Source organism: Pseudomonas sp. Marseille-Q0931 (genome assembly GCF_940789645.1).
In the GTDB taxonomy this organism is placed as follows: domain Bacteria; phylum Pseudomonadota; class Gammaproteobacteria; order Pseudomonadales; family Pseudomonadaceae; genus Aquipseudomonas.
Window position 1 is genome coordinate 1 of sequence record NZ_CALNWT010000025.1, and the last position, 8,915, is coordinate 8,915.

General features: G+C 58.7%; 11 protein-coding genes. 5 read left to right on the plus strand and 6 right to left on the minus strand.

The genetic code is table 11. The features are described 5' to 3' along the window. Positions 1-175: 175 nt before the first annotated feature. Positions 176-853: a hypothetical protein gene (locus tag P3C50_RS24050; RefSeq protein WP_033985546.1), complete on the minus strand. Its 678-nt coding sequence runs from the start codon at positions 851-853 to the stop codon at positions 176-178. A gap of 12 nt (positions 854-865) precedes the next feature. Next, positions 866-1,603: a HupE/UreJ family protein gene (locus P3C50_RS24055; protein ID WP_275547886.1), complete on the minus strand. Its 738-nt coding sequence runs from the start codon at positions 1,601-1,603 to the stop codon at positions 866-868. A 495-nt stretch (positions 1,604-2,098) separates the two neighbouring features. Between P3C50_RS24055 and P3C50_RS24060 the strand changes: the two genes are divergently transcribed. From P3C50_RS24060 to P3C50_RS24080, 5 genes are all read left to right on the plus strand, one after another. Beyond that, positions 2,099-2,392, plus strand: a complete 294-nt coding sequence (locus P3C50_RS24060) for a metal-sensing transcriptional repressor (RefSeq protein WP_003246772.1) — start codon at positions 2,099-2,101, stop codon at positions 2,390-2,392. A gap of 8 nt (positions 2,393-2,400) precedes the next feature. Continuing rightward, a complete protein-coding gene (locus tag P3C50_RS24065; protein WP_033985550.1) occupies positions 2,401-3,522 on the plus strand; it encodes a nickel/cobalt efflux protein RcnA in 1,122 nt (373 codons plus the stop codon). Then, entirely contained in the window at positions 3,523-3,963 is a 441-nt protein-coding gene (locus tag P3C50_RS24070) for a YqaA family protein (protein WP_033985552.1), read from the plus strand. It abuts the gene before it with no gap. Next, the gene (locus P3C50_RS24075) at positions 3,963-4,664 is read left to right on the plus strand and encodes a TraX family protein (protein WP_033985554.1); all 702 of its coding nucleotides are present in this window, start codon (positions 3,963-3,965) and stop codon (positions 4,662-4,664) included. Before P3C50_RS24070 ends, P3C50_RS24075 begins: the two co-directional genes overlap by 1 nt. A 99-nt stretch (positions 4,665-4,763) precedes the next feature. After that, positions 4,764-4,898 carry a YHYH domain-containing protein gene (locus P3C50_RS24080; RefSeq protein WP_021489078.1) on the plus strand — a complete coding sequence of 45 codons (135 nt, stop codon included), beginning with the start codon at positions 4,764-4,766 and terminating at the stop codon, positions 4,896-4,898. 47 nt (positions 4,899-4,945) lie between these two features. Here P3C50_RS24080 and P3C50_RS24085 read toward each other — a convergent pair whose 3' ends face one another. The 4 genes from P3C50_RS24085 to P3C50_RS24100 form a co-directional block, all read right to left on the minus strand. Continuing rightward, positions 4,946-5,269 (minus strand): rhodanese-like domain-containing protein, encoded by a 324-nt coding sequence (locus P3C50_RS24085; protein WP_275547887.1) that lies wholly within the window; start codon positions 5,267-5,269, stop codon positions 4,946-4,948. A 9-nt stretch (positions 5,270-5,278) separates the two neighbouring features. Next, positions 5,279-6,640, minus strand: coding sequence for a chromate efflux transporter (chrA, locus tag P3C50_RS24090; protein WP_275547888.1), 1,362 nt, complete (start codon positions 6,638-6,640; stop codon positions 5,279-5,281). After that, complete coding sequence (locus P3C50_RS24095) at positions 6,633-7,577, minus strand: chromate resistance protein ChrB domain-containing protein (RefSeq protein ID WP_275547889.1); 945 nt, start codon at positions 7,575-7,577, stop codon at positions 6,633-6,635. The genes chrA and P3C50_RS24095 overlap by 8 nt, the downstream gene beginning before the upstream one ends. Before the next feature lie 380 nt (positions 7,578-7,957). Next, positions 7,958-8,665 (minus strand): Crp/Fnr family transcriptional regulator, encoded by a 708-nt coding sequence (locus P3C50_RS24100; protein ID WP_275547890.1) that lies wholly within the window; start codon positions 8,663-8,665, stop codon positions 7,958-7,960. Positions 8,666-8,915 lie beyond the last annotated feature (250 nt).

The window sequence follows — 8,915 nt, forward strand, 5'->3', positions numbered from 1 at the left end:
TCGGGAAGTAAAGTGCTTTGACCTCGGTGTTCACCCTGGATAAACCGTTTCATAGGCGACCCTTGCGATGAGATTCTCAGAAATCATAGCAAGGGTTTATCCGGGCGTTTTTACACACTCTGGGCCAGCAGCGGACAGTGAGTGGCAGCCCCGGGTAGGGCTGCCTGACGAAGCGTCAGATCACGCGTTTGATGCTGATGTAGTCGCCCTGAGTTCGCAGGGTGACGGTCACCGGTTTGCTAGTGCGATTACGCCAGAACCAACCGTGCTTGCCATCGAATGCGGCCTCCAGAACACCTGTATCTTCTGGCGTTGAGCGTCCCTTCCCGTAGCCGTGATAGAAGTCGCGCGGCGCGTTGTAAGGATCGCCGTGGGTATCGTAGTTAACGACGCCGCCATTGGCAGTCCAGCTGTAGTTCACCTTGGCACCTTGCTTCATTTCCAGCTTCACTTCGGCGCCCTGGTTCGGGCTCAAGGTGATGCTCATTTCATGCTGCAGGGCAGCCTGCTCAGGCGCAGCCGGTTGCTCCGGAGCGGGAATGACCTCGGCAGGAGTGGCCGGGGTAGTGGCAGGGGCTGCAGGTGCTGCGGCGATATTTTCAGCTGGCAGCGGAGTTGGCGTCTGAGCTGCGGCCTCATCGGCGCGGGCCTCTTCAGCCAGCTGGATCTTCACCTCACCCATCTGTGTGAGACCCAGTGCTCGGCCCACGCCAGTGGGATCGATCGCATACTCCGAAGGCATCACCACGGTAACCAGAAGCACGCAGGCAATGATTGCCGCGATGATCGTGGAGCGCAGTAGCTGTGCTGTCGAGGGGAGTTCGTTGAGGGTCGGAAGCTTGGTATTGAACATAAAAAGAATTCCTTACTGAGAGACGATCAGGCCGGTGATCTGGTAGCCCATGAGCAAGAAGCCGGCGCTCATCATGGCAACGTTGGCGGTGTAGGCATGGCGCCAGAAGCTGGCAGTACGTCGCCAGTAGCCCATCAGAATGAGAATGCCGCCAAGGGCCAGTAGCTGGCCGATCTCGACACCTACGTTGAAGGCAATCAGGTTGGCGATCAGGCCATCAGGAGAAATCTCGAACTCCTGGATCTTGGTGGCCAGACCGAAACCATGAAGCAGGCCGAAGATCAGCGTTGCTGCGCGGGTATCGGGCTGGTACCCAAACCAGCGCTGGAAGGCGCCGAGGTTATCCAGGGCCTTGTACACGACCGAAAAGCCGATGATCGCGTCGATCACATACGAGCTGATGCTGATGTTGCTAAGCACTCCAAAGAGCAGAGTGATCGAATGGCCAACTGCGAACAGCGTGACGTACAGCGCTACGTCCTTCAGACGGTAGAGAAAGAAGATCACGCCGAACAGGAACAGCAGATGGTCGTAGCCGGTGATCATGTGTTTGGCACCCATGTAGATGAAGGGCACCAACATCACGCCGGTACTTTCCTGGATGAAGCCCTTGTCTCCTTCGGGAACTCCGTGGGCCAGCGCCTCAGGCATGACTGCCATCAGTAGAGCGAGGGTAAGCAAGGGCAGAAAGAGTGATCGACGCAGGCGTGCGATCAGCGCCGTTGCCCTGCTTAGGGGAAGCGAATTCATAACGATTTCCTAGGCTGTAGTGGTCTGGGGCCGCGAGGCGGCCGGTTTCAGAGCACGAACCTAGAGCGTGGTGGCCGTTCGATCAGGTAGATCGGCACTTCAGGGACAATTGCCCGCAACGAGCTGGGAGGGGTTTCCCGCTCGGGGCGTGACAGTAGTGTCAACGCCGACCCGAGATAGGGGATCTCATGGCTATGGTCAGCTGCATGTTTGTGGCTCGGGAATGCCGGCGCGTCCACGTCATGGGAATGACCATGGGACACAGCGCCAGAGTAATCCCCCGGTATCAGCGGTGCTTTGATGGCGGCCAGCGAATGCCCTACCCAGGCCAATAGCAAGGCCAGTATCAATGCGATAACGGGTTTCTTCGAGGCACTAGGGCGAGCCATTTTCCTATGTCTTGCAGCTTGCAAAGGACCAACAGGGTCGTTTGACCGTATCCCCCCCGGGGGGATAGGATGCGAGCGTAAATCATCGAGGCATAGGACTCAAGGCATGAGCGATCACGAACACAGCCATGGCCACCGACACCAAAGCCACAGCGATGTCATGAAGCGCCTGAAACGCGCCGAGGGCCATCTGCGCAGCATCATCACCATGATCGAGGATGGCCGTGAGTGCGTGGATATCGCGCAGCAGCTGCATGCCGTGGAGAAGGCCGTATGCCAGGCCAAGCGCACTCTGATTCAAGATCACATCGATCACTGCCTGGAGCACACGATGGACGCCCTCGCTACTGGCGAGCGCACCTCCCTTGAAGACTTCAAGCAGATCACGAAGTACCTGTAGGTATCACCATGTCGAGCTTTGCCGAATTGCTGCAGCAGGGTGCGTCTCACGCCTGGCTGTACTTCCCCAGCGCCATCCTCCTAGGGGCATTGCATGGCCTGGAGCCAGGCCACTCGAAGACCATGATGGCGGCCTTCATCGTAGCCATCCGCGGCACCGTGAAGCAGGCGGTATTGCTGGGGCTGGCGGCAACCATTTCGCACACCGCGGTGGTCTGGCTGGTGGCCATGGGCGGCATGTATCTGGGCCAGAACCTGAATGCTGAAACGACTGAACCCTATTTCCAGCTCGCGTCCGCCGCGATCATCATCACCATCGCGCTCTGGATGCTGTGGCGAACCTGGCGTGGCGAACAGATGTGGCGTTTCGAAGAAGGTGATCATGCGCATGATCACCACCATGACGAGCTTCGCCGAATCGATACCGGACACGGGCGAATCGAACTCTCGATCTTCGAGGAAGGGGTTCCCCCGCGCTGGCGTCTGCGCACTCTGACTGGTCACTCTTGGCCAGCAGAAGACGTGAATCTGTCGACGACGCGTCCTGATGGGACAGCTCAGCTGTTCCGCTTTGTGCATCGCGGCGAATACCTGGAATCGGTCGCGGAAATTCCAGAGCCTCATCAGTTCACCGCGCGTCTGAGCCTTGGCCACGCGGGCCATTCGCACGACTATGACCTCGATTTCCATGAGCACGACCACGGCCACGACCATTCCGATCTGCAGGGCCTGGAGCTGTCGCTGGAGGGATACCAGGATGCCCATGAGCGAGCCCACGCCAACGACATCCGCAACCGCTTCAATAACCGCAACGTCACTACAGGCCAGATCATCCTGTTCGGCCTTACCGGAGGACTGATCCCCTGTCCTGCCGCGATTACGGTGCTGTTGCTATGCCTGCAGGTGAAGGAAGTCGCACTCGGGGCTGTTCTGGTGCTGTGCTTTAGTGTCGGCCTGGCGTTGACGCTGGTATCCGTCGGCGTAGCTGCTGCGGTGGGCGCTCGCCAGGCCTCCAACCGGTGGCCATGGCTGGGAGCGGTCGCGCGTCGCGCGCCCTACCTCTCGAGCATGCTCATTATTGGGGTCGGTATCTACGTCGGTGTTCATGGCTGGATCGGTCTGACCGCCTAAATGTGGGAGCTATCAGGCTACCTGGGCCTACTCCTCGCGGCCTTCAGTGCCGCGACTTTGATCCCTGCACAGTCCGAGGCAGTGCTCACCGGCCTGCTGATAAGTGGCAACTACTCGGTGGTCATGCTGTTGGTGGTGGCTACGGCAGGAAACGTTCTGGGTTCCGCGCTCAACTGGCTGCTCGGTCTCTACATTGAGCGCTATCGGCACAGACGCTGGTTCCCGGTCAGTGACGACAAGCTGGCCCGCGCGCAGCGGGCCTACCACCGCTACGGCCGTTGGTCACTGCTGCTGAGCTGGGTACCGATCATTGGCGACCCGCTGACCCTGATTGCCGGTGTCATGCGCGAACCCTTCTGGAGCTTCTTTTTGATCGTGCTGCTGGCCAAGGCGGCTCGATACCTGGTGCTCACCGTGGTGACCCTCGGGATCATGGGGTAATGCGCTCGACCAGCCTGGATCTCGTCAAATGGCTCGCCATGCTGACAATGGTCATAGACCACCTGCGCTATCTCTGGCCCGAAGCAACAGCATGGCTTTTCGTGGTTGGACGCTTCGCCTTTCCGCTGTTCTGCCTTGGCATCGCCGCCAATGTGTCGCGTTCCCACCCAGGAGATCTGTACAGCGAAAATAACTTTCGCTACTTGAGTTGGATTCTGGCCTTCAGCCTCATATCCGAGATGCCGTATCGGGCGCTGTCCGAGATGAGCAATACGCTGAATGTGATGCCGACACTGATGTTGGGGCTCATAGTTGCTTGGAGCGTCCATCACAGCGATCGTACAGGCTTGGTGCTGGGGCTATTCACGCTGACCGTTTCGATAGTGCTGCATGATCGGCTGATGTACGGCGCGTTTGGCGTCCTGCTGCCGGCGACCATGGTGCTGGCAGTGCAGCGCCCCTGGATTACCTGGCTCATACCTGCAGTCTTCAGCGTGTTGGCCAATAGCCGTGACGGCTGGATCGGAGCTGGTCCCTTTGGCACCTGGTGGGCCATGGCCACGACCTTTGCGGCTCCGCTGGTTGGCCTGTGGCTATTGCGGCAGAAAATCACCCAACACATATGGCCAGTGGGGCGCTGGGGTTACTACTTCTACCCCGGCCATCTAGCGGTGCTGGCGTTGCTTCGTGTGGCTCTCTGACCGATCGATCAAAATTCCCTTGCTCAATGCAGGCCTTTTGCCATAATCCGGAGCGTGACCTAGATCACATATAAGAGCCAATCGAAACGGAGTTTGAACATGAAGAAGCTTTCTGCCGCCCTGATCGCCACCGTGATTGCCCTGTCCTCCGCCGCTGCCATTGCCCATAGCGGCGGTACCGACTCGAAGGGCTGCCATACCAACCACTCCACAGGGGCGTACCACTGCCATTGATTAAGGCAGCGCTGGTCGCCTCTCGCGAGGCGGCCAGAACCAGATGGCTAGACCAAATCGCACACCGGCTGCTTGGCTTCACGCCACCCTGCAAAGCCGTCGACGAGATACCGCGCATCCAGTCCCATCGCCCAGAGAGTAGCGGCACTCCCTTGGCTGATTTCATGCCCATGCGCGCAGTAAAGAATCACGGGGCGATCCCGTGGCACCTGATCCTTCCAGGAAAAAAGCAGTTCGGGGTCCTGCCATTTCGCGTTGGCGATCTGTGCCCCGTCGGCGTTGCGCACGATGGCTCGGCGCACATCGAGCAGCTCAAAGCTGCGACCTGCAGCCTGCCACTCAGCGAGCTCGCGAATCGATATGCGCTCCATAACCCCTCCCTAACGCAGCAGGTGGATAGCCAATCCCACAAGAGCACATCCCACCAACACTTGGATGACTCCACGCTTGAAGCGGAACAGCGCCACCGCGGCACCGACAGCGATCAACGCCGAGGGCCAGTCGAAGCTGCCTGCAAAGCCCTCAGGCCACAGCACGTGATAACCGAAGAACAGCGCGAGGTTGAGGATGACGCCTACCACCGCGGCAGTAATGCCGGTCAACGGAGCGGTGAACTTCAGCTCGTTGTGCGTGGACTCCACCAGCGGCCCGCCGGCGAGGATGAACAGGAACGAGGGCAGGAAGGTAAACCAGGTTACGAGGCTGGCCGCCACGGCACCGGCAAGGAATGCCTGCTCTGGCCCGAAGACCTGGTGCACATAGGCGCCAACGAACCCCACGAACGCCACCACCATGATCAGCGGCCCCGGGGTGGTCTCGCCCAATGCCAGGCCATCGATCATCTGGGTGGGTGTCAGCCAGCCGTAATGGCCTACCGCGCCCTGATAGACATACGGCAGTACTGCATAAGCGCCGCCGAAGGTGAGTAGAGCGGCCTTGGTAAAGAACCACCCCATCTGGGCCAGGGTGCCCTCCCAACCATACAGGACGGTCAGCAGCCCCATAGGCAAGGCCCACAGCACGGCGCCTACTCCAACCAGCAGAGCTAGGTGCGACCAGCGGAAGCGCGCATGCGCCGGCGGTGGCGTGTCGTCGTCGATCAACGCCGGCCCATAGGACTGTTTGGATGCCCCATGCCCACCACCGACGCTGAACTTGTCAGGTGCATACCGCCCGCCCAGATAGCCGATAAGAGCGGCCCCCAGAACGATCAAGGGGAAAGGGATATTGAGCGCAAAGATCGCCACAAAGGAGGCTGCAGCGATAGCCCAAAGCCAGTTGTTCTTCAGCGCGCGTGAACCGATACGGTGGGCAGCCTGCACAACGATGGCGGTGACGGCGGGCTTGATGCCGTAGAACAATCCCGCCACCACAGGCACTTCGCCGAAAGCGATGTAGACCCAGGACAGGGCAATCAGGATGAACAGTGAGGGCAGCACGAACAGTGCGCCGGCGATCACCCCACCCCAGGTGCGATGCATGAGCCAGCCAATATAGGTAGCCAACTGCTGAGCCTCCGGGCCTGGCAGGAGCATGCAGTAGTTCAATGCATGCAGAAAGCGGCGCTCCGAGATCCAGCGCCGCCTCTCCACCAGTTCCTGGTGCATGATCGAGATCTGCCCAGCCGGGCCACCGAAGCTGATGAAACCGAGTTTCAGCCAGAACAGAAATGCCTCGAATAGGCCAACTTTCTCTACCCTGCCCTGGTCTTGCTCAGTCGCTTGCATAGCTGTCTCACTCATCACTCTGTCCTTCCTTGCTGAATGCAGCCAGCAACCCATCGAAGATGGCGCAGGCCGCAGCCAATAACTGATCGTCGTTCTCGATGCTGGCTCGCAGTCCAGCCAGTACGCGCTCTACACCTGTCGCTTCTGTGGGTTGCGCGCCCCCCACATCCAGGTAATGAACCAGTGCCCCTAAGCGCTGCAGCCCTGGAGCCTCCAGCCCGAAGCTAGCCATAAGGGTCTCGAAGGTGACCTTGTTGCCGACATGGCTGAACCGGGCACCATCAAAATCGAACCCAAGTGCTTCCGCAGGACATGCATCAGGAGAGGGAAGCCAGAGGATGCTGGCACCTGGATCGATGAAGCGGCGGATCAGCCAGGCGCTGGCCAGGCGGTCTACCCAGGGGCGCTGGCGAGTCGCCCAGGTTCGCCCTTCGTAGTCCCGCGGATCGAGCTGCTCGATGGCTTGCTCATGGCTGGTGGGCTCATCCTTGCAAAGCGCCCGGTTGATGGCCACTTCGAGATCACGCAGCAGCGCGTCTGTCTGTTGCAAAGGTTCGCCCGGAAAGAAGTCGATCGACTGGATCTGAGCGAACGACTTGCGCAACTTGCGGGCCTGGCGAGCAGTCGCCAGTGCATTCTCAGGAGTCAGCTGGGCCAGTTGGGGCTCAACCTCCGAGCGCAACCTGGCGTAGTCGTCGCCACGATCAAAGAGAGGTATGAAGCGCTCACCCTGGGGATCAGTGACCGGCAGGAGCGACGCCGAGCCACCGCTATCCAGCACGTCACGCTCGACGGACTCCAGTACCTCACGACTAGCCGAGCCATCTGGCAGGAGATAAACCCCATCGCGTAGCACCGCAGCCCCAGCGCTTTTCAACGTGCGCCAAGCGCGCATTCGCTCGGCGGCATTTGCCGTAGGCAGTGCCATCACGAGACATAGCCAATTAATCAATGTAACGATCTCACGAAATTTGTTCGATTGCTACATTACCTAGAGGTTGCTGAATTGGGAACTGGGAAGTTAGCCCTGCTGGGCGGAGTGGTATGCGATTTTCGCCGCCTCCGATTCAGAATGTCCGCTTATGGCCGATTCAAGCCTGACGCGATAGACCGGACTCGGCCAAAAGCAGTCTTTGATTGGTGACCAAGCGGCCCTCGTGCGGGGGCAGTTATTAGGCCCAAAGGTCTCTAGGAAAGCCGGGGCTATTGATAGGGCCGGTTCACCTCTAGCATTGTGGTCAGGTGGTACTGATGAAGTCAGGTGGTGAGTCCACTCATGATCAACAGCGATGCACTCGGCCCTGCGAAAATTACATCGAGATTAGTGCCGGCTCAGTTAGCCGCGTGCTCAGAAAGCCCAGCTGGATCAATTACTCGAATATGCCGAAAACCGATCTTAATCAGTCCCGCCTTTTCCAGTTGTTTTAGCTGCCCGTTGATAGTCTGGCGGGAAGAACCAAGTATGGAGGCTAAATCCGCCTGAGAAACATTCAAAATAACTTCCTCAGAGCCTGTTGCCGGTGGTTGCAGCAACAACAGTTCTGCTAAACCTGTACGCAGCCGTTGCAGCGGCACGATCATCTGGCCATCGGCAAAGTGCCGCATAAAAGCGGCATAGCGCTTGGCAATAAAAAGTGTAATTGCCTTGCAATAGAGAGGTTCCTCTTCAAGGATTCGCTCGAATTGCTGCAGAGGCAGCATTAGTAATTGCACATTGGTATCGGCGATCACAGCCACATCGGCCTTTTCGCCTGTAATCAGGGCGAGGAAGTTGAACCAAAATCCTCTCTCGCCAATCATATAAAGCTTCTCCTCACCCTCGAATAGCAGCCGCGAAACCCGCACGCGCCCCTCAAGCACTACTGAGGCTGCAGTCGGTCGGCTGCCTTGGGCAGTGATCACCTGCCCTTTGCGATAGTGGCGCAATACGGAAGACTGGATGATTTTGTCTTGCACTTCCCCCGGCAAGCTTGCGAACCAGTCATCTGCCTCGCGCAGGCGGTAGATTGTCTGATGGGCTGCGTCATCTATGTTTTGCATTTGGAAACCTTGGAAACCTTGGAAACATCGATGTTGGGTCTTAACCACATTCGACAGTTTCCCAAGATATGGGATGCAGGGGAAGCCGAATTAACGGCTCGCAGCTAACAGCGGCACCACCCTATCGGCGATTTTCAAGGTAGTTGTCGCGTGAGCGTGTCACGCTGCCTTTGATGTTTGCTGCAGTACCGCTTCCCGCTCCGGGTTCAGGCACACGATTGGTGCCAGCACCCAGTTCCTGATGTTGCCG